The organism is Rheinheimera sp., from assembly GCF_030824435.1.
Classification (GTDB): domain Bacteria; phylum Pseudomonadota; class Gammaproteobacteria; order Enterobacterales; family Alteromonadaceae; genus Pararheinheimera.
On sequence record NZ_JAVBXS010000033.1, the window covers coordinates 38,279 to 60,940 of the forward strand.

Annotated in this window: 17 protein-coding genes and 2 pseudogenes; 16 read left to right on the plus strand and 3 right to left on the minus strand. The window is 47.3% G+C overall.

Features of this window, described 5'->3' with window-relative positions:
• Positions 1 to 50 precede the first annotated feature (50 nt).
• Positions 51 to 1,928, plus strand: coding sequence for an Ig-like domain-containing protein (locus tag RCH83_RS08530; RefSeq protein ID WP_306520982.1), 1,878 nt, complete (start codon positions 51 to 53; stop codon positions 1,926 to 1,928).
• A gap of 129 nt (positions 1,929 to 2,057) precedes the next feature.
• Here the strand turns inward: RCH83_RS08530 and RCH83_RS08535 are convergent, their stop codons facing one another.
• Positions 2,058 to 3,296 (minus strand): acyltransferase family protein, encoded by a 1,239-nt coding sequence (locus RCH83_RS08535; RefSeq protein WP_306520984.1) that lies wholly within the window; start codon positions 3,294 to 3,296, stop codon positions 2,058 to 2,060.
• A gap of 106 nt (positions 3,297 to 3,402) precedes the next feature.
• Here RCH83_RS08535 and RCH83_RS08540 point away from each other — a divergent pair, with 106 nt between their 5' ends.
• Complete coding sequence (locus RCH83_RS08540) at positions 3,403 to 4,335, plus strand: LytTR family DNA-binding domain-containing protein (protein WP_306520986.1); 933 nt, start codon at positions 3,403 to 3,405, stop codon at positions 4,333 to 4,335.
• A gap of 157 nt (positions 4,336 to 4,492) precedes the next feature.
• The gene (locus tag RCH83_RS08545) at positions 4,493 to 6,385 is read left to right on the plus strand and encodes an Ig-like domain-containing protein (protein ID WP_306520988.1); all 1,893 of its coding nucleotides are present in this window, start codon (positions 4,493 to 4,495) and stop codon (positions 6,383 to 6,385) included.
• A 193-nt stretch (positions 6,386 to 6,578) separates the two neighbouring features.
• Here the strand turns inward: RCH83_RS08545 and RCH83_RS17630 are convergent.
• Positions 6,579 to 6,680 (minus strand): annotated as a pseudogene (locus RCH83_RS17630) (hypothetical protein); the annotation flags it as partial.
• On the opposite strand from RCH83_RS17630, the gene bla reads away from it, so the two are divergent.
• Positions 6,680 to 7,354, plus strand: coding sequence for a subclass B1 metallo-beta-lactamase (bla, locus tag RCH83_RS08550; RefSeq protein WP_373689761.1), 675 nt, complete (start codon positions 6,680 to 6,682; stop codon positions 7,352 to 7,354). The pseudogene RCH83_RS17630 and the gene bla overlap by 1 nt on opposite strands.
• A 98-nt stretch (positions 7,355 to 7,452) precedes the next feature.
• Here bla and katG read toward each other — a convergent pair whose 3' ends face one another.
• A complete protein-coding gene (gene katG / locus RCH83_RS08555; RefSeq protein WP_306521014.1) occupies positions 7,453 to 9,627 on the minus strand; it encodes a catalase/peroxidase HPI in 2,175 nt (724 codons plus the stop codon).
• A gap of 530 nt (positions 9,628 to 10,157) precedes the next feature.
• Here katG and RCH83_RS08560 point away from each other — a divergent pair.
• The 12 genes and pseudogenes from RCH83_RS08560 (at position 10,158) to RCH83_RS08610 (ending at position 22,625) form a co-directional block, all read left to right on the plus strand.
• A complete protein-coding gene (locus tag RCH83_RS08560) occupies positions 10,158 to 11,213 on the plus strand; it encodes a branched-chain amino acid aminotransferase (protein ID WP_306520992.1) in 1,056 nt (351 codons plus the stop codon).
• A gap of 249 nt (positions 11,214 to 11,462) precedes the next feature.
• Positions 11,463 to 12,407 carry a PHB depolymerase family esterase gene (locus RCH83_RS08565; RefSeq protein ID WP_306520994.1) on the plus strand — a complete coding sequence of 315 codons (945 nt, stop codon included), beginning with the start codon at positions 11,463 to 11,465 and terminating at the stop codon, positions 12,405 to 12,407.
• Positions 12,408 to 12,698: 291 nt separating this feature from the next.
• A complete protein-coding gene (locus RCH83_RS08570; protein WP_306520996.1) occupies positions 12,699 to 15,122 on the plus strand; it encodes a hypothetical protein in 2,424 nt (807 codons plus the stop codon).
• Positions 15,123 to 15,362: 240 nt separating this feature from the next.
• Positions 15,363 to 15,503: pseudogene (locus RCH83_RS17635) on the plus strand (RHS repeat domain-containing protein); the annotation flags it as partial.
• A 72-nt stretch (positions 15,504 to 15,575) separates the two neighbouring features.
• Entirely contained in the window at positions 15,576 to 16,913 is a 1,338-nt protein-coding gene (locus RCH83_RS08575; protein ID WP_306520998.1) for an RHS repeat domain-containing protein, read from the plus strand.
• Positions 16,910 to 17,458: a hypothetical protein gene (locus RCH83_RS08580; RefSeq protein ID WP_306521000.1), complete on the plus strand. Its 549-nt coding sequence runs from the start codon at positions 16,910 to 16,912 to the stop codon at positions 17,456 to 17,458. Before RCH83_RS08575 ends, RCH83_RS08580 begins: the two co-directional genes overlap by 4 nt.
• A gap of 790 nt (positions 17,459 to 18,248) precedes the next feature.
• On the plus strand, positions 18,249 to 18,878 hold the full coding sequence (locus tag RCH83_RS08585; RefSeq protein WP_306521016.1) for a hypothetical protein: 630 nt from the start codon (positions 18,249 to 18,251) through the stop codon (positions 18,876 to 18,878).
• Positions 18,824 to 19,240, plus strand: a complete 417-nt coding sequence (locus tag RCH83_RS08590) for a nucleotidyltransferase substrate binding protein (RefSeq protein ID WP_306521002.1) — start codon at positions 18,824 to 18,826, stop codon at positions 19,238 to 19,240. The genes RCH83_RS08585 and RCH83_RS08590 overlap by 55 nt, the downstream gene beginning before the upstream one ends.
• Before the next feature lie 19 nt (positions 19,241 to 19,259).
• A complete protein-coding gene (locus RCH83_RS08595) occupies positions 19,260 to 19,550 on the plus strand; it encodes a nucleotidyltransferase domain-containing protein (protein WP_306521004.1) in 291 nt (96 codons plus the stop codon).
• Positions 19,551 to 19,855: 305 nt separating this feature from the next.
• Positions 19,856 to 20,695 (plus strand): transposase, encoded by an 840-nt coding sequence (locus tag RCH83_RS08600; RefSeq protein WP_306521006.1) that lies wholly within the window; start codon positions 19,856 to 19,858, stop codon positions 20,693 to 20,695.
• A gap of 112 nt (positions 20,696 to 20,807) precedes the next feature.
• A complete protein-coding gene (locus tag RCH83_RS08605; RefSeq protein WP_306521008.1) occupies positions 20,808 to 21,278 on the plus strand; it encodes an FKBP-type peptidyl-prolyl cis-trans isomerase in 471 nt (156 codons plus the stop codon).
• A 483-nt stretch (positions 21,279 to 21,761) separates the two neighbouring features.
• Positions 21,762 to 22,625: a DUF2846 domain-containing protein gene (locus RCH83_RS08610; RefSeq protein WP_306521010.1), complete on the plus strand. Its 864-nt coding sequence runs from the start codon at positions 21,762 to 21,764 to the stop codon at positions 22,623 to 22,625.
• The last annotated feature ends 37 nt before the right edge of the window (positions 22,626 to 22,662 follow it).

Below are 22,662 nucleotides of genomic sequence, written 5' to 3' on the forward strand. Positions count from 1 at the left end.
TGTTTATGCCGGATGCTTGCCGGTTGATTAAGAAAAAAGGATTTCTCTTTATGTTTAAACCATTGTTATTCAGCCTATTGTTGTTATCTCAGCCAGCCATTGCCGCAACATTTATTCAGTTGGACAGCGAGCCAGGTGAGCATATAGGTCAAGGTCGGCAAGAAATGCTCACTGAACCGCTGCGCTTAAACGCCGGAGAATTGGCTTTGTCGATTTCACAGGAGCAGGGTTATTCATTTGTATTTACCGCTGGGCAAAAAATAAAAAAGTTACAGCCTGGTGTTTATAAAAATGTGCAGGGGTTGGGCATGGAAGCCGGTACCAGACCGACCATGCAAATTTTAAATAACAATCGCAGCTGTACCTACCCAATGGGCGAATTTATTATTTATGAATATGATTTAACATCCAGCCCTAAAAAAGTAGCTTTAGATTTTATTCACACTTGTAATTCATTTCCGGCAAAGCTGCGTGGTTATATCCGGATGAATTCTGATGTGCCACACCCAACTTCTCAGCCTATTGCCATTATTCAGGGCGACAGTCTTACCACCGAAGAAAAAACCATCAGCTTAACTGGCGCTGAGTCCTGGACTGCAGAAGGTAAAATGGAAAGTTACCACTGGACCCAAAGCAGTGGCAAAGCAGCAGTACTGCAAAACGCTGACAGTGCCGAAGTGAAGATCCAATTACCCAAAGGAATAACCCTGGGCGGTGAAAAAGCCAGTTTTAAACTGACAGTCACTAATAGCGCAGGCATGCAGGATAGTGAAGAATTTAGTTTACATATTGCCAGCAAAAGCGACCCGCAAAGTTACGTACTGCTGGAAAGTGACACAAACAATATTTTGACCCAGGGCCGTCCCCGCGTTTTTAACCTGAATAACAGTAGATTTACCACAGAGCGCCAACACGTAGATTTTCAGTATCAGAAGACAAAAAGTGTCTCTGTCGACATCTGGAATGACGAATATTGGTTTTTCAGGATTGAAGCTCCGGGCTACACCAGCCTGGACAAGGGCCTGTACCCTTATGCCGAAACTATGGCTTCAACGTCCAATACCGGCGCTGCCGGTCTTCATATCTATACCAGCGGCAGAAGCTGCAACAACAGTGTTGGCAGTTTTAACATCACTCAGTTCTTGATGAAAAACGAAAAGCTGGAAGGTTTTAAAGCCAATTTTGAACATCGTTGCGAAAATATGGCGGGTCCTTTATTAAAAGGGGTTGTTGCCATCAATGCCTTTGATGACAGCGTGCCGGAAGCCAACGCCGGTAAAGATTTTGAAGACTTTGAAAACAACCGCATCACCCTTGATGCCTCGGGCTCTATCGACACTTTAGGTTCAATCTCTGAATTCCACTGGGAACTGAATAACAAAAACATCAAACTGGAACATGCCGATCAAGCCAAAGCTTATTTTGTCGCTCCGGCACTTGCAGACCGCCAACCCCAGACAGAGTATCTGGCGACTTTAAAGGTGGTTGATAACGAAGGTTTTCAGGCATCTGACACTGTGAAAATTACCGTAAAACAAAATAACAAAGCACCTGTCGCCAACGATGACAGTGCAGAACTGGCTATTGGCGGAAAAATCACACTACAGGTACTGGCCAATGACACCGATCTTGATGGCCGCATGCTGCCAGACAGTATTCGCATCATGTCATACTCAGGTGTTGGTGGGGTTTATCCTCAGGAAAACGGCACTATAGAATATATTCACACCGGCACTGAAGCTGCGGATCTGTTTATTAAATACAGTGTTGAAGATAACGATGGTGCGTTTTCAAATACCGCTACAGTCCGGCTTAAAGTTAAAAAGCCAGGTGAAGGCGGCTCCGGTGGTTCAGTGCACTGGCCGTTATTCACCTTGCTGTTTTTAATGTTGACGATTCGCCGGTCAAAACGGCATTTTTTACAATAATGCTCAACAAAGTCAGAATGTTAGCCAACAAAAAATCAAACTGAACAATATCAGGGTCAGCTGCAATAGCTCGTTTGACCCTGTTGTTTCACTTCATCCGGTGTGGCAGCACACAACAAAAATTTTTGTTTATTCCATCTGTAACTGCAATTTGCCCTGTTTTGCCGCCCTTGGTTTTAAGCCACAACACCAACTAAGCAGCGGCACAACGCGGATCAAGGCATAACCAACAGCGCAACCGGCCAGCGTCAATAACAGCAACAACCATACTTCCAAACCAGCCGGAATAGCCAAAGGTTTTAACCAGCTGGCAAACACAATAATCAAACTTTGATGCAGCAGATACCAGGGCAAAATGGCCGGGCTGGCGTAACGGTAAATAGCACCTTTTGGATCTATTGCATTGACCGGCCGGTTTAAATAACAACCGGCATAACCCAATACCGCCAGCAGCCAAAGCCAATGATTCAGCGACAACACCAGGCCATAACAAAGCCGCACCCATAACAGCTCATCAAACATCGAAGCATAAGGCTCAAACACATGGTGCCTGTCCAGCAATAACAAGCCATAACAGCAGAGCGCACCCAGCAAAAACAGCCTTCTATGCTTCACTACCGCCGCCCACCACAGCTGTTGTTGCGCCAGTAAATAACCCGCCACAAAAACGCCAAAATATTTGGCATGCCCATACCAGTCGTCTATCAGACCATGGGTCGTTGGGAACAGTGGACGCAAAAAATACCAGCTCACCCCCAGCAATAACAGCACCAGCAGCAATGCATAACGGGCGGGCAGTTGTTGCACCAAACGGCTTTGGGCAAAAAGGTTCAGCGGCAACCGACCTAACAACAGCAACATGCTGTAACACCAGACATAAGGTAAAAACCACAGATGATTCCAGGTTAATAAACCAATAGGGCTGTGATGTTCAGGCAATAACGCTGTTTGTGGGTTGATATATTGCCACCAGAATTGCAGATAACCGGGTTCAATCAGCTGCTGGCTTAAAGCTTCAAAATACACCTGAGGCGCCACCACCACAAACATGCCAAACAACAACGGCAATAACAAACGCTGGCTGCGCAACCACAACATTTTGCCCGTGCCGATGCGCTGTTGCGCCAGACTCAGCGCCATGGCACTGAGTAAAAACAACAAACTCATGCGCCATGGGTTGGTTAATGTCATCAAATCCTGCAACCAGTTATAGGTCTGCACGCTTTTAATATGCCACTCCCACTCAGCCACGTAATACATGCCAATGTGGTACAAAATAAGTACCCCAAGCGCCAGAATACGTAACCAGTCCAAATCATGACGCCTTGCTGCGGCGCTGCTGTTTAATGAAAATTGTGTTTCTGCCATCTGAAAACTCCGGTTAAAGTAACAACCGCAGTCTGCACAACAAGGCTGCCAGACCCAAGCCGACAATGGTGCAGAGGTGGTATTCAGGGATAACAGGTGGAATGCTGTGACCAAATTAAAACAACACAACTATCTGGAAATGTTTGAACAACGTCCGTTGTTATATTCTTATCTGCTGATAGCCATTTACCTGCTGATCAATAACAGTATTAATGCCACTTCGGTCTGGATGGAGCACAGCAGAGACCCTTTGAATACAACACAGCTGTGGGAACCTTTTTTATGGGAATACAGCAGCGCTTTCAGCACTTTATTGTTGTGTCCGTTTTTAGGCTGGATGTTTAGCCGTTACCCCATGCGGCTCAGCAACTTTAAAGCCTTGCTGCTAACCCATTTATTGGGTTCTTTGCTTTTTAGCATGGCCCATGTGTTTTTCATGGTGGCCTTTCGCGCCGGGGTTTATACATGGCTGCAACAAGGTTACGACTTTGGCCCAGTGCTTCGGGAGTTTTTGTACGAATACCGCAAAGATGCCTGGGGTTATTTGTTTTTTTTCAGCCTTTATCAGCTGCTGCAATTTGTCTATCGTCGCTTAAAAGGTGAAGCCAGCCTTATTCAGACCGGTGATGATGAGCCCATGCCAGCTCAATCAGTGGAACAACTGCAGCACAACCCTCTGGCAGGCAATAACCCGGCCGCAGCCGTTATACAAAGCCACTTTCTGGTAAAAAAGCTGGATAAAGAATTTTTAATTGCGATACCAGATATTGAATGGCTGGAAGCTTGTGGTAACTACGTGAATTTACACAGCAAAGGCCGGATTTACCCGCTACGCGCCACTTTAAGCAAAACCATGGAGCAACTGGCGCCACAAGGATTTAGCCGTATTCACCGCAGCTTTGCTGTGAATCATCATGCCATTGAAAGTATTAGTTATCAGCCAAGTGGTGATGGCGACATTCTGCTCAAAACCGGCCAGCAACTGGCTCTGTCACGGCGTTTTAAAGACGAACTGCGCGCGAGTTTCCGCGCCAGCTGAACAAAGTGTTGTGGCAGCGCCGCCTTTACATGCTGGTTCTTTTTTTCCGGCTGGACGGGCAGTCATCCTGTATGCGAAAATGCGACAAATTTACTTTTTAAAAACATAAAACACAAAGAAGTGTTTTATTTTAACTTTTATCTAAAGGACTACATTTATGTTTAAGTCTCTGCTGTTCAGTAGTTTGTTATTTTCCCCGCTCGCCCTCGCCGACACTTTTATTCAGCTCAATAGTGACCAGGGTGACTGGATTGGTCAGGGACAGGTGACACGTTTAGACAATAACCTGCCTTTTAGTGCCAGCGACTCTTCACTGTGGATTTCACATGAAAGTGGTTTTAGCTTTACTTTTCAGCCTGCCAACGGGCAAAAATTGCAAACTGGTGTTTTTAGCGGCGCGATGCGGGCACCATTCCGTTCCGGCACTGCGCCTGGGCTGGAAGTTTCAGGCCCGGGCCGTGGCTGTAACCAGATCAGTGGCGAGTTTGTTATTTATGAATACGATCTGAGCGCCAACCCACATAAAATTGCGCTGGATTTTGTGCAGTATTGCGACAGTACCAGCAAAAAACTAACAGGTAGTATCAGGTTAAACTCTGCTTTGCCTGATCCTTACCCTTTCCCTGTTGCTGTGATCAAAACCAGCCAGGTCAAAGTGAAAGAAGGTTCAACTGTGCAGATCCAGGGCCAGTCGTCTTTTTCTAAACCTGGCCGCATTACCAATTACAGCTGGTCGCAGATTGAAGGTAAACAAGTCACTCTGGAAGATACCACAACAGCTGAGCTGAAGCTGACAACACCAACTGATGTGGCGCTTGGTGGTGAAAAAACCAAATTAAGACTGACGGTGACCGACAATCTGGGTCAGCAGGACACTGAAGATTTTGTGTTAACCACCAGCAGCAAAAGTGACCCACAAAGTTATTACCGCTTTGAAAGTGCCGCCGGTGATTTTATTGGTGGTGGCCGCACCGAATCTTTTGACGACAACAATGCCATTTTTAACCTGAACTCAAATTACGACAAAGGGGTGTCTGTTTCTGTCACCACCAGGTCGTACTGGAATCTGGATTTTGCCGCACCAAATAATGAAGCACTCAGTGTTGGTGAATATCATTATGCCGAACGTTTCCCATTCCAGTCTGCCGGTGTGGCCGGTTTAAGCATCACAGGTGAACACCGCGGCTGTAACCGTAGCTTTGGCAACTTTAAAGTGCATCAATTGCAGATGGACAACAACAACAAAAGTTTTAAAGCCAGCTTTGAACAACGTTGTGAAAGTACCAGTGCTCCTTTACTCAAAGGTGAAATTGCGGTGAATGCAGTGCACGAAAGTGTGCCAAAAGCCAGTGCCGGCGCCGATATTGAAGTGTCGGAAAATGCCTTGGTGAACCTCAATGGTTCAGACTCGGTCGACCTGTTGGGCTCTCTGGTTATTTACCAATGGAGCATCGACGATGCCACAGTGCAGTTGGAAGGCGCCGATAAATCACGGGCCAACTTTAAAGCACCTGCATTGCCGGATCGCGTCTTTAGCAAAACTTATCAGGCTAAATTAGTGGTCGTCGATAACGAAGGTTATAAAGCACAAGACAACGTCAAAATTACCGTGCTGGCCAATAACAAAGCGCCAGTGGCGGCAGATGATAGTTTTGAGCTGGAAATTGGCAAAAGTCTGAGCCTGAATCTGCAAAAGAATGACAGCGACAGCGATGGCCGCCTGGCCAGCGACAGTATTGAGCTGGTGAAACAACCACAAAGTGGCACGGTAAAAATTAACACTGACGGCACTGTACTTTACAGCCATACCGGCACTGCGGCAGGCTCCGACAACTTCAGTTACCGCATTAAAGACAACGACGGCGTCTGGTCGAATGAAGCTGCTGTCAGCCTGAGTATTAAAGAAAAAGTGACACCGCCGGTACCGGTCGAAAAACCGGCCGAAAACAAAGGTAGTTCCGGCGGCAGCTGGTCATTTACCGGCTTTTTTGCACTGGCGCTGACCTTGTGGACACGCAACCGTTCTCAACGTCGCTCAACGGGCAGATAAGTTCAGACTGCAACAGCAGAAATCACTACGGCCGGCGTTTTCTCCGGCCGTTTTTTTGACCTGAAACAAAGCAGGACTCAATGAGGTTTGCAATTCACAACGAACTGGATTTTACTGCAAAGACCCACTGCAATTTTGTTGTTGCCGTCAGACTTACTGATTTATAGGGAGATGATGATGCGTACTTTTACCTTCACCTTGTTCGCTGCACTGCTGAGTCTGCCATTGGCAGCACAGGCCCAAACCACTTTATCCAGCCACCCTTACGACAAAGTGCAGCAAATATCCCCCGAAGTGCAGGTAGAACAGCTGGCGCCGGGTTTGTGGTTGCACCGCACCGAACAAAAACTCAGTAACGGCATGCTGTTTACCGCCAATGGCCTGTTATTGGAAACGCCACAAGGCATCTGGATGCTGGACACGGCCTGGGGTTATTACCCCACAGTGGATTTATTGCATTGGATAGACACAGTGCTGCAAAAGCCGGTGGTAAAAGCCATTGCCACCCATGGCCATGACGACAGAGTTGGCGGCGCAGCTGCACTGGCTGAACGTAATATTCCATTGCAGGTGACAGCCCAAACCGCAGCTATAGTGCAGCAGCACGCCAAAACAGCTGATCTGTTGTTGCCGGTTCAGTCGGCAGTGGCGTTAAAACAAGGTGAAAAATACCAGGATGGCCCGGTGGAGTGGTTTTATCCGGGCGCCGGCCACACCAGCGACAATATTGTGTTGTGGTTGCCGCAGTACAAGCTATTGGTCGGCGGCTGCGCCGTGAAAGCACCGCGTTATCCGGGTCTTGGTAATATTGCCGACGCCGATGTAGCAGAGTGGCCACACAGTCTAAAACGGATACAACAGGCTTATCCGGACATCAAAATTCTGGTGCCCGGCCATGGGGATGTGGCTGATGCTGCTTTATTGGATTACAGCCTGGGTTTAATGCAGGGCGCAATATCACAACCTTAACATGCCGGAATAAATGCAGAAGCCCCGACCTTTAAAGTGGTTCTCTGCATAAAAAAACAGCAGCACCAGAGGTGCTGCTGTTGTTTCAGAGGCTGTGATTATTCGAACCTGTCCAGCTCCATCACTTTTTGCCAGGCTTTGGCAAAATCGCGGGCAAAACGTTCTTTACCATCTGCCGCAGCGTACACTTCTGCCACAGCTCTGAGTTCAGCATGGGAGCCAAACATCAGATCTACCGGCGTTGCTGTCCATTTGATTTGATTGGTTTTGCGATCCAACCCTTCGTACAAACCGGCGTTAGCGGCCGACTTTTGCCATTTGGTGGACATATCCAGCAAATTCACAAAAAAGTCGTTGCTTAAGGTGCCGGCTTTATTGGTGAGTACGCCATGGCGCACACCACCACTATTGGCATTCAGCACCCTTAAACCACCCACTAAAGCGGTCATTTCCGGCACCGATAAATTCAACATGGCGGCTTTATCTACCAGCGCTTCGGCCGGCGACAACATGCTGTTGCTGCTGAAATAATTTCTAAAACCATCGGCCATCGGCTCTAACACCGCAAAAGAAGTTACATCGGTTTGGGCAGCTGTTGCATCTGTTCTGCCCGGTGTAAACGGCACTTCAAGGCTGAAACCTGCGTCTTTGGCGGCTTGTTCCACTGCTGCCGAACCTGCCAGCACTATCACATCGGCCAAAGACACTTTTTTGCCGCCGCTTAGAGTTTTATTAAAGTCCTGCTGCACTTTTTGTAATACCGGCAGCACTTTGGCAAGTTCCTGCGGGTCGTTGGCGGCCCAGTCTTTTTGTGGTGCCAGCGCTAAACGGGCGCCATTGGCACCACCACGCATATCGGTACCACGGAAACTGGCCGCTGAGGCCCAGGCGGTTTTTACCAGCTGCGGCACTGTTAAACCGCTGGCCAGTAATTTGGCTTTTAAGTTCTGGATGTCAGTGGCGTCGATCAGCGGGTGATCCACAGCTGGCACCGGGTCTTGCCATAACAACATTTCACTCGGCACTTCTTTACCCAGATACCGCACTTTTGGTCCCATATCGCGGTGCGTTAACTTAAACCAGGCTTTGGCAAAGGCCAGCTCAAAAGCTTTAGGGTCATTTTTAAAGCGCAGAGAAATTTCGCGGTAAGCCGGGTCTTCTTTTAGCGCTAAGTCGGTGGTGAACATAATAGGGGCATGGCGTTTAGTTTTGTCATGAGCGTCAGGCACCAGATTGGCCGCCTGATTATTGGCCGGGATCCACTGGGTAGCGCCAGCCGGGCTCTTGGTTTTTACCCAGTCAAAACCAAACAGGTTATCCAGATATTGTGTGGTCCAGGCTGTTGGATTGACCGACCAGGCGCCCTCCAGACCACTGGTGACAGTGTCTTCCGAATGGCCTTTGCCACATTTGTTTTTCCAACCAAAACCCTGGGCTTCAGTGGCTTCGGCAGCCGGCTCTTTGCCGACACATTCTTCCGGTTTATGGGCGCCGTGGGCTTTACCAAAAGTATGGCCACCGGCAATCAGCGCCACTGTTTCTTCGTCATTCATTGCCATACGGCCAAAAGTATCGCGGATATCTTTGGCGGCTAGTAGTGGGTCCGGTACACCATTTGGCCCTTCCGGATTGACATAAATTAAGCCCATCTGCACTGCCGCCAGCGGTTTGGCGAGTTTACGTTCTTTGCTGTTTTTGTCGTAGCGCTGCTCGTCCAGCCATTTTTTCTCGCTGCCCCAGTTCACCTTTTCCGCTTGCCAGTCATCCAGCCTGCCACCGGCAAAACCAAAGGTTTTAAAACCCATCGACTCCAGCGCCACATTACCGGCCAGCACCATTAAATCGGCCCAGGAAATTTTACTGCCATATTTTTGTTTGACCGGCCAGAGTAAACGCCGCGCTTTATCCAGGTTGACGTTGTCAGGCCAGCTATTGAGGGGTTCAAATCTTTGTTGACCGCCACCGGCGCCGCCGCGACCATCAAAAATGCGGTACACCCCGGCTGAGTGCCAGGCCATGCGGATCATAAAAGGCCCATAATGGCCATAATCCGGCGGCCACCAGTCCTGCGGTGTGGTTAAAATGGTTTTGATATCGGCTTTGACGGCCGCCAAATCTAAACTGTTAAATTCTTTTGCATAATCAAAGTCTTGACCATAAGGATTTGATTCAGCGCTGTGCTGACGCAGCGGCGATAAATCCAGCTGTTCTGGCCACCAGAAACTGTTGTTGGTCATCTCTTTGGCCAGCACCGACTGGCCACTTAATAACATCGCCAGCGTCAGGGCTGACAATACCGGAAATTTATTTTTCATTTGTGTTACCTGTCCTGTAACGGCTGCACTGCTCTGGTTCAGCCTGAGTTTTGGTTTGACTGCTCAGTGCTCCCCTGTGTGTCTGACAGCAACGGCCTTTAAAGCTACTGATTGTCAGAACCCACACGCAGCTGTGGCTACATCCGGGGTGCGCCCATAAATTAAAGCGCACCATAAAATGTTTGCAGTGATTAAAATCGATTGTTTTAATCGGTAATTCAGATAACCATTTTACTTAGACCCAGCAATGCCACTTGCTGCAGCACCAGCAACAACGGCAATAAGCGGTGAAATATGGCAATTTTTCCGCCTTACCTTGTGACTGCGAACAAGCAGAACCAGCATGAACCACAGCTGCCGCAAGTCACCCCAATAAATAGCCAGACAGACGGCTTGATGCTCAGATAGTTGATGCCGAAAACAACAACTGACAGTACAATGACCAGACAAATTTCACTCAGACCATAGCATCAGCAGGGCAACAGGCCTTGCCGACTGGTCTTTGTTTCAGCCGGCCACCCCGGCAAACTTATCAGCAGCAGGAAGAAAAAATGGCAGCATTTGGTAGTGTATTTATGCCTGAAATGGCAATGGCTCAGTTTGATGGTAACGGCTGGGACAAAAGCGCAATAGTCAGCGCCAACAGCATCAGTCTGCATCCGGGCGCCCATGTGCTGCATTATGCCAGCACCTGTTTTGAAGGTTTAAAAGCCTTTCGCCATGAAGATGGTTCAGTGGCCATTTTCCGCATGGATAAAAACATTGCCCGTATGCTGCAAAGCACAGAGTTGTTGTCTTTACCTAAATTTGACCCGGCGCTGCTGAGCCAGATGATTGTGGACATAGTGCGTCATTACGCCGCTGATGTGCCAACACCGCCGGGTTCTATGTATATCCGCCCAACCCATATCGGCACTGAACCTGCCATTGGTAAAGCCGCCACCCCAACCTTAACGTCAATGTTGTATGTATTACTGTCGCCTGTTGGTGATTATTTTGCCGGTGGTAGCCGCGCTTTGCGTTTGTTAATGGAAGACAACGCCCGTTGTGCGCCGCATATGGGCATGATTAAAAGTGGCGGCAACTACGCCAGCGCTTTGCAACCAACCATGCAGGCCAAGGCCAAATATCAGGCCGACCAGGTGTTGTTCTGCCCGAATGGCGATGTACAGGAAACAGGCGCAGCCAACTTCCTGCTGATTGACGGTAATGAAATTATTACCAAAGCGCTGGACGCTTCTTTCCTGCACGGTGTCACCCGAGACAGCATCCTCACTTTAGCCCGCGACTTAGGTATGACAGTGTCTGAGCGCGAACTGACAGTGGCAGAACTGCTGGAACGCGCCGCCAAACCAGGCACAGAAGCAGCCCTTTCCGGCACTGCTGCTGTATTGGCACCAGTTGGCACCTTAATTTACCAGGGCAAAGAAATTAAAGTGGGTTCAGGCGAACCAGGCCCAACCACCAGCAAACTGCGCCAGGCACTGAATGATATTCAGTGGGGCAAAGCCGAAGATAAACATGGCTGGTTAACCAAAATCTAATACGGCTAACAGAATTAAAAAACAGGCAATCCTTTGGTTTGCCTGTTTTTTTCAAGCATCAGTGGCCCTCTTCTCTGCTTTTTTCCGAAATAAACCCCCTGCGTTTTTTACCATCCGGGACCAGACAATATTTATCCGGGGTGATTGCAAAATAAGCCGTCAAACCGCAGCATCATTCTTTTGATGCCGCAGCGAATCACACTAAAAATGCCAATCAAATTCACAAACTTTACTGCTAAAAACCAGCTTATGGTTGTGCTAGCCGCTATTTTATTCTGGTTGTTACCATTCACCAGCCTGGCAGTAGCCGACAACACCAGACGCTTGCCAGACAACGATACCCGGCCACTGTTAAAAAGTGGTGAATACCAACGCCTTGTCGCCAATCAGCGTAAATACCTGCTTTATGTGCCAAAGTCGTTATCTGCCAACCAGAGCGCAGCTTTAGTGTTGTTTTTTCATGGTGGTGGCGGCCATATGGAACAAGCGGCCAAAGCTTATGGCTGGCGCGAAACTGCTGAGCGCGAGGCTTTTGTGGTGGCCTTTCCTAATGGCTATAGCAGTTTTCCCGCTGGTCGTTTTGCCAGCTGGAACGCCGGTGCCTGTTGTGCTGATGCACGCGATAAACAAATCAACGACGTGGCTTTTGTCAAAGATGTGCTGGCCGACATTCAGCAGCAGCTGCCAATAGATCCACTACGTGTTTTTGCCACAGGCATGTCGAACGGTGGCATGTTCGCGCACCGGTTGGCTTGTGATATGGCCGGCACTTTTCGGGCTATTGCCGCAGTAGCAGGCACAGACAATACCCTGTCCTGCCAGCCAGCAAGACCTATCTCAGTGCTGCATATTCACGCGCTGGATGACGACCATGTGTTATTTGAAGGCGGTGCCGGCAAAAAAGCTTTTCGCAACCACAACAAAATAACCCACTTTACCTCGGTACCCGACACCATGCGGCGCTGGCAACAAAGACTGCAACTTGATGGTGCCGCCAACAGAGTGCTGAATGTACCAGGCGCTTATGCGGACAACTGGCAAAGCAAAGACGGCCGTATTCAACTGCAACTGGTGGTAACCACGACCGGTGGGCATTCCTGGCCGGGCGGCCAGACAGTGCGGGGTAAAACACCTTCCAGGCTTGTGGACGCCAACAAGCTGATCTGGCAGTTTTTTCAGGCGCAACAACGCTGATTTTTGAGAAAAACACCCTCAGGGACACAAAGTAGGCACCGGTTGCAGCCTGATGTAGTTTTTAACCAGAACATCCTTTTCTTTCAAAAAGTTACAACTCAAACTTTTGCAGCTAAATGACAATTTATCATTCAGTTTGGTCATATTTTTGTATAACATAGCTAAACAAGGATGATATTTCGCCAGATACAGCGCAACAAAGCCTGTTCATTCCTGTCGCAAAAGCACTCCAACTCAATTGAATAAAAAAGGACTTTTATGTACCCACGACCACATGCAGCAAGCTATTTTATGCTTGCTGTATCTTTGCTGCTCAGCGCCTGTGGTTCAGGCGATTCCGATAGCTCCGCACCTGTACTCACTGTGCCTGCTGCTGTCAGTGTTAAAGAAAAAACCCAAAACATCATCACTGCCAATGGCGCCAGTGGCAACTTCAGCTGGACACAGATTTCCGGCCCTCAGTTGCAACTCAACAATGCTCAGTCCGCTACACTCAGCTTCACTACGCCTGCCGTAGATGCCGACAGCCAGGCTGTATTACAGGTAAGCCTGACCACTGCCGACAACAAGTCGAGCAGCCAGCAAGTATCAATACAGATTAAAAACAACCAGTTACCTGTACTGACTGCACATTTTAATACGGTTGACGAGAAAAAAGATGCCGAGCTGAGCGTTCAGGCCAGCGACCCTGACGGCAGCATTAGCCAGATTCTGTGGGAACAAGTCAGTGGCCCTGCGGTGCAAATCAGTGGCAACAACAGCAACAAAATCCGTTTTATTGCGCCGGCAGTAAACAGCAACAGCGAACTTGGTTTTCGTATTACCCTGACCGACAACGACAATGAAAAAGAGGTGTACCACAGAGTTGTCACTATCCGCCAACTGCTGGCCAAGGTGCAGGTGTGGGGCAAGGTAACAGCGCCGGAACCGGCCATTGCAGACGTAACGATTTTTTTTGCCGGCGGGCAGTTTGCTGCCACCCCCGACAACAAGGGTGAGTTTGACCTGACGCTGGAACATGATGATGACGAAAGCAACTTTGTGGCGCTGTTTAAAGTAAATCCGCTCAACGAATTACATCTGAGTTATTACGCTTTAGTGCCGGACTTGCAGACATTAACAGCACAACCAGTGCAAATAAATGCCTGGAGTACCGCCTGGTATGCCACCCTGGTAGCAGCAAACCTGCAAAAAGAACCCAAAGACCTTGCCAGTATAGTGGCCGCCGAACGCAAAGCTTTAGTTGCAACAATACCTGACTCGGCCGCTTTGGCTACTTTATTGTTCAGCGGCAAAGTCGCCTTGCCTTTTAGCAGCAACAACCTGTTGCATTTGCTAAGCAATAAAACCCAACTGGATGAATTAAAAAACAAAATAAACACTGAACAACCTGCTTTATTGGCAAATACCCAACAGCAACTGTTAAGCGACCATAGCCTGCTGCCACAAACTGCTTATCACCCTGTTTTGTCTGAAATTGCCGCCAGTATGCCGGGGTATACCACCGCAGTACCGGTTTCTTATGCTTTTTCCCGTGAGGGCTATGGCGATACTATCAGCACAGCGTCACTGCAAACCTTTACCTGGCAACAACAACAAAACCAATTACAGCTGAGCTGGCAGGACTACAGCACCACGGTGTCGGAACCTGTGGTTGCCGGCTTAATGGGCATCACCGAACAACAGGCACAACAGGTGCGCACTTATATGCAAAACCTGCAACTGGAAAGAAACTACCAACACACAGAATTAATGCCGTTGGTGCAAGGTGTTAAACGCCACCTTTATGCCGTGACCGACACTTACCAGCAAAAAATGCAGCAGTTGGTGTTACCCGGTTTAACTTTGCCGGCACAGCAGCAACAGGTGAGTAAAACCCGGTACACCTTAATGGTCGTACCCGACGCTGAACCTGAGACATTTAGCAAAGAAGAGCTGACCGGAGAATGGGCTTTTTATCGTTACCTGAAACAGGCTTTTAATCCGGTCGACAATTATTATCTGGACCCATTAACCTTTCACCCCAATGGAACCGGCCAAAGTAGCAATACCAAACAGCCATTTCAGTGGATTCTGGCACCAAATGGCTCTCTGATGATCCTATTTGATAATGGCCATAAGATGGAAATACAAAAATTTGAAAAGCTTGGCGACTTTTATCAGGTGTACATCAGGTATTATGAAAATAATGCGCCAGTGGCAGCTGCGATGAGTCTGGCGCTGCCGGTTTCTGCCACTGACGCACAACAAACCAGCATCAGCAACAGTACAAATGCTTATTGGCAGACCATGTCAGGCCTCTCGTCACCAACACGCTGGAACGGCCTGAAGCTGCCGGTGACCGCTGGCGACAATAGCAACAATGTACGCGGCCTGCAGTTCAGACCAGACAACAGCGGCGATAGTGTGAGCTCCACCAAATTCACCTTTAGCCCGCAACTCAGCACCCGTTTTAGCTGGACCCTGACACAAGACCACAATAACAAACAGATTATCCGCGGCGAAGGCAACTGGAGCTGTCCCAGCGGCCAGGTTTGTTTCAGGCGGGACTGGCGTATTTTAAAAGTAGTGCCAGGCCTTATCGGCAAACGAATTTATCTGGAAGAAAATGTCTGGTTACGCTTTGATAACAAAAGCAATTTTGAACATCTGACTGGTCCGGCATTAACCTTTGTTGAAGAAGTTCCTTATAGCTATTTCCAGCAGACGCCTTAATGAAGGCTGGTTGTATTTAACAGCAGCACCATAAAAAACGCCCATCGCTAAATAAGTGATGGGCGTTTTTATTGAAGCCAACAAAACTACGACGCCAACCACAATCTGCGTACCTTACGCAAAAGAGACGGTGTTACCTTTAGCCATACGCTGGACAACACCAACCGCCTTACCAGCACCACAGTGCCGTCTGAAAGCAGTATTGTGTTTGACTATGACAGCCTGGGGCGGCAGAAGTCGGTGACTCGTGGCACCCAACTGGTAACCAGCAGCTATGACACCTTAGGCCGGCTGCAAAGCACCAGCACCAATGGCAAAACCCTCAGCTACGGCTACGACAGCGCCGGCAGGCGCAATAGCCTTACCTACCCCGACGGTTTTGTTGTGCATTACCAGTATGAGTCCGACAACAGCCTGCGCAGCATTCTGGAAAACAATAATGCGGTGCCGTTGGTGGAATACAGCTACAACCAACAAAGCCGTTTAAATGGCATTTTCCGGCGCAATAATATTACGTCGGTGCTGGAATATACGCCGCTGCACCAGCTGCAAAACTTCGACCACGCTACGGTTAATAAAGCGAGTTTTCAGTACAATCCGGCCGGCCAGCTAATTAGCCGGATAACCTCGCATGCCGACTACCAGATAAAAATTCCGCAGCCCGGCCGGCAAGACTATTTGCCCAATAACCTGAACCAATACAGCACTGTCGGCGGTCAAAGCCTGAGTTACGACTTAAACGGTAACCTAAAAAGTTTTGACGGCTGGCTTTACAGTTACAACGCCCATAACCGCTTAACCAGCGCCAATAAAGGCGACACCAGCCTGAGCCTGGAATACGACGCTACCGGCCGCCTCAACAGCAGCACCGTTTATGGCACTAAAACCACCTTTTTATACGACGGCAATGAGTTAATAGCGGAATATAACGCCGCCGGCACTTTGCTAAAACGTTATGTGCACGGTGTGGGCAGTGATGACCCGCTGGTTAGTTTTGATGGCAGCGGCACCAGCAGCCCCACTTATCTTTTGGCCGACGAGCGCGGCAGTATTGTGGCAGAAACCAATAGCACCGGTACTGTCACCACCAAACACCAATACGGACCTTATGGTGAACCTATAAACTTCAGCACTTCACGTTTTAGATACACCGGCCAGATTTTATTGCCCGGCACTGAGCTTTATCACTATAAAGCGCGGGTGTATCATCCTAAGCTTGGGCGGTTTTTACAAACTGACCCGATTGGATATAAAGATGGCATGAACTGGTATGCTTATGTTGGCAATGATCCGATGAATGCGGTGGATCCGGAGGGGGAGCTAGCATGGATTATACCTGTAATCAACTTTGCAATCGGTGCTACGACCGCATATCAAGCTGCAGATAAAATCGAGGGCGCAACAAAAATGGATAAAGTAATGGCCGGTCTCGCAGGTGGTATGCTCGGATTAGTTCCTGGAAAAGTAGGAAACTTGATTGTGAATTCGATAAAGGCTGAAACTACTGTGGCAGCGGCTACAGTGGGTGCTGCGACCGTTACAGGAGGGATTACGGGGGCGGCCACACAAGCCTCTGCAGAAGTTTTAACAACAGGCAGTGTAGATAGTCAAGCTGTACTAGACAAAGGCATTCAAGGAGCTGAAGCCGGCCTTGCTGGATCTTTACTGCCTGCTGCGACATTAGGTACTGTAGCAAAAGCGGTTCAGGCGGTTGCTGAAGTCGGAGGAATTGGTGTATCCGAAGCTGTATCTAGCATGGATATTGATTCGTCGGAGAAGAAGAAAAAATGATTGTATCTGACCGAGCATTAACAATAGAGCGATATTTAAAAAATATTCGAAATATAGCGCATATCGTTGCACCTTGCGTTTTTATTATTATTTCACTGGTCATACTTTTGGGGGCGGGAAGGTTGCATGTTTCCATTCCAGATGTTGGCGCTTTGCAAAATGGTGAAGGGAATATAATTTGGGCCGATTATGATAAGAATGCTGTAATGTTCAAAGTTGCCAAAGGTGAGTGCGCGTATTTGATTGATTCAACAGTAGCTAGGATTGATGTAGTTGGCCAAAAAATTATTGATGCGATTGGTAACAAAGCTATATTTCGATACTCAAAGAGTAAAAATGCCTCAACAAAACATATAAATGATTTTAAGTGCTTTTATCGTGTATATGAAATAAGTAGTGCTAACGTAAACTTGCTAAGACTTCAAGATGCTCAAACTCATCAGGGATTAATTGATTCTTACTATGACTACTTTGGCTGGGCTTTTCTGGTCATTGGGATAGTTCTGATGTTGCGAGTTAAGAGCAAAATTAAACAAACCAAGTGACATAATATGCGTAAAACCACGTGACACCCACCCAGCACCAATGGTGGCAACTCGTAGGACATCCAACGCAATTAATTTTAACAAATGAAAATACGAAAACTGTTAAAAGCCCATCAGATCTGGTGGGCTTTGTCTTTTAATTAAGTTGAAGTTTCGAAAGAACTCGTAGGACATCCAACGCAATTAATTCGACTTATCTTTTGGCCGGCGAGCGCGGCAGTATTGCATCAATGGGGTCAGGTCCTGAGGTATCCCCACGAAATATCTATTGAAAACAAAAAGATGAGCTAAGAAGGAACATTCATGGTGCTTGGTGATCTGATTCATCGCCAAACAAATAAGAGAACCAAAACACCATGAATGTTAGCCGCATCTTAGCCAGTTTTATCCACAACGTCACGCCCATTTCTCACAAAATCCGCAGAGAAAAATCAATGGGGTCAGGTCTTGCCTTTTGCTTGATGCTGATGAATAACCAAAGGGGTCAGGTCTAATGTGATGACTCGCCTCCCATCCTGATTTAGGATGAGGTGACCAAACCGAAAGAGGCGAATCATCATGCTTATCAAAACATTAGAATCAATGGGGTCAGGTCTTGCCTTTTGCTTGATGCTGATGAGTTTACTTATACGGTCTAGTAGGCTGACGTTTTGCTTCGAAATCAATGGGGTCAGGTCTTGCCTTTTGCTTGATGCTGATGAGTTTACTTATACGGTCTGGTAGGCTGACGTTTTGCTTCTGAGTCAAATTGGGATAGGCAAAACGCAAGACCTGACCCTATCACTGTTTTCTGCAAACCGACCCCATCGGCTACAAAGACGGCATGAATTGGTATGCTTATGTCGGCAATGATCCGATGAATGGGGTTGATCCGGATGGGATGGAACAGAAGAAAGCGGGTATTGGAACCAGAATTCCTGGAAGAACTTCAGTTAATAGCTCTGAATATGGTGCTAAATCAAATGTTAACATTGGAGAGCGTCAAGAATGGAGAGTTACCGGGGCACCAAAGCTTGTAGAGGTTGGGACCGTCGGCGAATCACGAGATGATATAAATGTCACATTGGATTTAGCAACTGCTGGGGCAGGGAAAATTTTAAAAGAAGTAAATTCGTGGGGATCCCTCAGGGTCAGGTCTTGTCTTTTGCTTGATCGTGATGAGTTTACTTTTACTGTCTGGTACGCTGACGTTTTACCTCTGAGCCTAATTGGGTTAGGCAAAACGCAAGACCTGACCCTGAAGGATCCCCATTTGCCCAATAACCTGAACCAATACCCCACCAGAGTTGGCCAAACCTTAGGTTGTGGCACTGCCGCCAAGCCTATACAATCCAGAAATTATTTTGCAGCAAACAGAGGGAAGCGATGCAAACCGATATTCGCTGGCAACAAAGATTTGCCAATTTTCAGCAAGCTTTAACCGAACTGACGGAAGCTGTGCTATTGGCAAAACAAAGACCACTCAGCAAACTTGAGCAACAGGGTCTGATTCAAGCATTTGAATACAATTACGAACTGGCATGGAATTGCATCAAAGATTTTTATCAATTTCAGGGCGAAACCGATATCCAGGGTTCACGTGATGCAATCCGGCTTGCTTTTAAACGTGGTTTAATCCAACAAGGCGACTTGTGGATGAATATGATTAAAAGCCGTGCTTTAACTTCTCACACCTACAATCAAGACACAGCTAATGCCGTGGCTGAACAAATTTTGCAAAGTTATTACCCGGCCTTTGTGCAACTCAGGCAAGACCTTGGCAAACATCAAAATGCCAACTGATTCAACACAGAGCGCAGCTTTGCCTGTAAGCACGCAACAACAAATACTGCAGGTTCTGGCAAATTTTACCGATATTGAACAAGTTATTTTGTATGGTTCCCGTGCTATGGGACGTGAAAAACCGGGCTCCGATATTGATTTGGTGATTGTGGGTGAAGATTTCAGTCACCTGCAGCTATTACAGTTATTAACAGCACTCGATGAACTGCTGCTGCCCTATTCATTTGATATCAGCAGATTGCAGGATATCAATAATGCTGATTTATTGGCTCATATTCAAAGAGTTGGCAAAATATTTTATCAGCGTTAACACCGCTGCCTGCCGATAACGCTGAAACATCAATGGGGTCAGGTCTTGCCTTTTGCTTGATGCTGATGAGTTTACTTATACGATCTGGTAGGCTGACGTTTTGCTTCTGAGTCTAATTGGGATAGGCAAAACGCAAGACCTGACCCTATCAACGCAACGCAACGTGCGCCAGATAAAAATTCCGCAGCCAGGCCGGCAAGACTATTTGCCCAAAGGTGAACCCCCAGGGTCAGGTCTTGCCTTTTGCCTTTTGTGGCAGTTGGACTAAGGTTTAACCATCTTCACTACCAGCCGGGAAAACCAAAATGGCCAGGCCGCTCAGACTGGAATTTTCAGGGGCGCTTTATCACATCACAAGCCGGGGTAATGAGCGCAAAGCTATTTATTGGGAAGATGGTGATTTTTCGTCGTTTTTAACATTGCTCGGGCAAGTTTGCCAACAGTTTAACTGGGTTGTTCATGCGTATTGCCTGATGAGCAATCACTACCATTTGTTACTGGAAACACCTGATGCAAACCTTAGCAAAGGGATGCGTCAGCTCAACGGCATGTATACGCAGTGGGTGAACCGCAAATATAAAAGGGTTGGGCATTTATTCCAGGGGCGTTATAAAGCTATTTTGGTGGATAAAGACGCCTATCTGCTTGAATTAAGCCGTTATATAGTGCTGAACCCTATCAGGGCAAAGATGGTTGTAACTCCGGACGACTGGCGCTGGAGTAGCTGGCATTATGCAATGGGTAAGGAGGTATCACCGGATTGGTTGGCAACAGATGCATTGCTTGGTTTGTTTGCAAAAAATCGAAAAACTGCGATGGGAAAATATGCGGATTTTGTACAGCAAGGCAAGGGTGTTGAGGTTTGGGAAAACCTCAGTAACCAGGTATTTTTGGGCAGTGACGATTTTGTCAAAACCCATCTGGCATTGATAGCTGAGCAGGGCAAGGATTTATCTGAAATTCCGAAAAAACAACGACGAGCAACCGCACTTCCCCTTGCAGATTACGAAGGTTTATATCCGACACGAAATGAAGCAATAAAAGCAGCTTATCAGTCAGGTAGTTACAGCTTAGATGTACTCGGAAGGCATTTTGGTTTGCACTATTCCCGAATCAGCCGGATAGTGGCAAAAGGCAAGACCTGACCCCAAACACTCCTCGAAAACCAATGGGGTCAGGCCTTGCTGCCGATGGGCTTTGACCGCGTTGTGCATTCCCCCTAAGATAAAGCTCTTTTTGCCTTAAACCGGACTTATGATGAAAATAGCGTTAATTATCTTTGTATTAGCTTGTGTTGTTTATTATTTCTACAACAACGCCAACAGCCAAAAAACCGCAGCAGTCAATATTGAACAGGGTTCGGCTTTTCTGGCTGAAAACGGCAAAAAAGCCGGTGTTATTACCACCGCCAGCGGCCTGCAATATCTGGTGTTACAACAAGGCACAGGTGACAAACAACCAACGGCCACCAGCACAGTCAAAGTGCATTACCACGGCACTTTAACCAACGGCACCGTATTTGACTCTTCGGTAGAGCGCGGCGAAACCATTAGTTTTCCACTGAATAGGGTGATCCCAGGCTGGACCGAAGGGCTGCAACTAATGAAAACAGGCGACAAATTCCGCTTTTTTATCCCATCAAACCTGGCTTACGGCAACCGCAGCACCGGCAAAATTCCGGCGGGTTCAGTGCTTATTTTTGATGTGGAATTGTTTGCTATTGAATAAAAGTAAAGTGTTACCCGCTTATATTTAACAATACACCGGCGTGTGTTCTGACACGCCGCTGTTGTTACCGCCATTGCCAGTTCTTACCGCCAGCCGCCACAGTGTTTTATGCCGATAACTCAGCTTTAGCATCAGGCTATCCAGCCAATTGCAGTGGCAGGTGGTTACACAAAGTAAATTTTTATTTTTAATACCAGTTCAAATCGCCCTTAACCATTGTTATCAGCCAACCCCGGCTATTGCCACAACTATAAACTTTGTTGTGTTGAAAAATATCGTTTAATAAATGTTTATCTGCTGTTCAGCTTTTAATTTGGTTGCAAAATAGTTAACATCAACGGTTAAATTAACGGGTATTTGTATAATATTTAAACAGCCCTTTAGAAGAACCACAAATACAAACAGATAAAGCCCATACAATAACAGCATCTGGCTGACACTCAGCATGTCTGATTATTTGCTGCGATAAACACAAGGATATTTATGAGTCGATGTTCTTTTTTATTGGTGTTGATCACCCTGTTTTTAACAGGTTGTGCATCGGTAGCACCTTATGCCGGCGGTCAGTTAAAAGCGCAAAAGGCCTTAATTATTATCGATTTTGACAAGCAGAATACGCTTTTTATCAGTGCAGACGGCATGACAAACCCGTTATACAAAACAATTGATGGTCCAATGTTGGTTGAAGTAAATGCAGGGCAGCTGCATTTGCACACTATTTCGGATTCGCGGATGAGTTTTAATCCGGAATTAAGTGCAGTAACAATAGCCCCTGGCAGCATTAACTATCTGGGGAAATTAGAAACTATTTTTGATTACCCAAAACAACGGGCTTATTCAAAAGTGTGGGATGAAGAACAATCTGCCATTGCAGCAATTGAATCCGCTTATGCCGGCATTACAAAAAAGTATCCATATAAAAAATCAATTCTGCACCGGCGTTTCAGCAGTTATGGCAGCATAAACGACTACAACTCAATGAACATTCCAAAACCAGGCAACAATGATGCACTGGTGGTTGTTTACCGCCCCAATGACGGCAGCCCGGGTTTTTTAGTTACAGCAGGCATATATGTTGACGGCGTGCGCCTGGTTGGTTTGGAAACAAACAACTACAGCTATTTCCGCTTGCCAGCCGGTGAATACAAATTCACCGCCGGCATTGGCCTTTTGCAGGATATACAAGCCGAAAATACGGTAGAGGTAAAAGCAGGCACAGCCTATTTTTATAAGTTAGCCGGCGCCAATATATTTAAACGTATACCAATACCGGAATCTGTTGCAGAGATGCGCAACTATGAATACGACAAAATAGAAAACTCACCAAAACCATCTGCAGCACATTAAACCAGCCACAGCTTCAGCTGGTACTGCCCATTTTGCC

Excerpts from the sequence above, each read along its gene's own strand:
- RCH83_RS08530 (WP_306520982.1), top strand. The coding sequence starts at position 51 with ATGTTTAAACCATTGTTATTCAGCCTATTGTTGTTATCTCAGCCAGCC.
- RCH83_RS08535 (WP_306520984.1), bottom strand. The coding sequence starts at position 3,296 with ATGGCAGAAACACAATTTTCATTAAACAGCAGCGCCGCAGCAAGGCGT.
- RCH83_RS08545 (WP_306520988.1), top strand. The coding sequence starts at position 4,493 with ATGTTTAAGTCTCTGCTGTTCAGTAGTTTGTTATTTTCCCCGCTCGCC.
- katG (WP_306521014.1), bottom strand. The coding sequence starts at position 9,627 with ATGTTATTAAGTGGCCAGTCGGTGCTGGCCAAAGAGATGACCAACAAC.
- RCH83_RS08565 (WP_306520994.1), top strand. The coding sequence starts at position 11,463 with ATGGTTGTGCTAGCCGCTATTTTATTCTGGTTGTTACCATTCACCAGC.
- RCH83_RS08570 (WP_306520996.1), top strand. The coding sequence starts at position 12,699 with ATGCTTGCTGTATCTTTGCTGCTCAGCGCCTGTGGTTCAGGCGATTCC.
- RCH83_RS08580 (WP_306521000.1), top strand. The coding sequence starts at position 16,910 with ATGATTGTATCTGACCGAGCATTAACAATAGAGCGATATTTAAAAAAT.
- RCH83_RS08590 (WP_306521002.1), top strand. The coding sequence starts at position 18,824 with ATGCAAACCGATATTCGCTGGCAACAAAGATTTGCCAATTTTCAGCAA.
- RCH83_RS08600 (WP_306521006.1), top strand. The coding sequence starts at position 19,856 with ATGGCCAGGCCGCTCAGACTGGAATTTTCAGGGGCGCTTTATCACATC.
- RCH83_RS08605 (WP_306521008.1), top strand. The coding sequence starts at position 20,808 with ATGAAAATAGCGTTAATTATCTTTGTATTAGCTTGTGTTGTTTATTAT.
- RCH83_RS08610 (WP_306521010.1), top strand. The coding sequence starts at position 21,762 with ATGAGTCGATGTTCTTTTTTATTGGTGTTGATCACCCTGTTTTTAACA.